The 489-nt window shown below is 46.2% G+C and carries 1 protein-coding gene; it reads left to right on the forward strand.

From position 1 onward, the window contains the following. Window positions 1–286: phage minor tail protein L (locus tag AACS90_RS05060; RefSeq protein WP_099123677.1), on the forward strand; the 286-nt coding region annotated here is incomplete at its 5' end. Between the last annotated feature and the right edge of the window lie 203 nt (window positions 287–489).

The raw sequence follows: 489 nt of genomic DNA on the forward strand, positions 1-489 counted from the left end.
CAATGAAAGCGTTCAGTTTGCGTTATCTTCCCCGGCAGACTTGCAGGGCATTCAGATCCCCACACGCCAAATCCATAGCCTGTGTACATGGTGTATGCGTGGCCTGTATCGCAAATCCCCCTGTAACTACACAGGGACACGCTACTTTGATGAAGAGGGCAACCCAACGGATGATCCGTCAAAGGATGTATGCGGTGGACTGATGAATGATTATAAACTGCGGTTCGGTGAAAATGCCCAATTGCCATTTGGCGGCTTTCCCGGCTCTGCTCTATTGAGGCGTTAATATGGAAATACTGCGCCCGCACATTATCAGTAGCATCCTAAATAGCTTTTCAAAATGGTAGGCGAATCAAAGAAACTCAGTCCTATTTTTGCGAACTTTTTAACCGCAAAACCAAAAAAACACAAAAAGGAAGGACTGAGTTATGGCCATCGTACCACCAATTCCGCGCAATGAGCGGCGTCAAATGAGAAAAATTGTCCAAA

Source organism: Xenorhabdus sp. KK7.4 (assembly GCF_963876465.1).
In the GTDB taxonomy this organism is placed as follows: Bacteria; Pseudomonadota; Gammaproteobacteria; order Enterobacterales; family Enterobacteriaceae; genus Xenorhabdus; species Xenorhabdus stockiae.